The 416-nt window shown below is 55.8% G+C and carries 1 protein-coding gene; it reads left to right on the top strand.

The window, feature by feature from the left end:
* Positions 1–132: 132 nt before the first annotated feature.
* The gene (locus AC1RPQ_RS07980) at positions 133–285 is read left to right on the top strand and encodes a hypothetical protein (protein ID WP_281106372.1); all 153 of its coding nucleotides are present in this window, start codon (positions 133–135) and stop codon (positions 283–285) included.
* Positions 286–416: the final 131 nt, after the last annotated feature.

Below are 416 nucleotides of genomic sequence, written 5' to 3'. Positions count from 1 at the left end.
GGTTCGTTGGTCACGCTGCTTACTTTTACGGTGATGGCTTCTGGGAGAATCCGTACGATTCAGATTCCATGGACCATTACGATTGGGCTGCTGGTTGGACGGCGGCTCGCGACATGAGCAGCGGGGGCGACAATGACTGAGGCATGGATGTTGGGGCTCAGTGCCTACATGCATGGCGATTCAACTGAGGACAATCCGTACCCGATGGCCGATGTCGTGAAGCGGATGGACTGGGATGCAGGTTGGCTCGCTGGATACGAGCTGGATAAGGATCAGGAACATTAGGAGAAACGGTGCACATTAAGGACATTTTCAAGGCCGCTAAGATCAGTGGCTTTAAGCGCCTTCAGACAACGGCACAGCCCAACTGCATGGGCGCGACCGACGTGTGGGCAGGTGACCTCACGGCTCTGGTA

It is taken from the genome of Dellaglioa sp. CoH-57-MRSF-21 (assembly GCF_056781915.1).
Note: the sequence above shows the minus strand (reverse complement) of the source record. Positions and strands in the feature narration are given on the sequence as shown.

Coding starts and splice junctions, on each gene's coding strand:
- AC1RPQ_RS07980 (WP_281106372.1), top strand. CDS start 133: ATGACTGAGGCATGGATGTTGGGGCTCAGTGCCTACATGCATGGCGAT.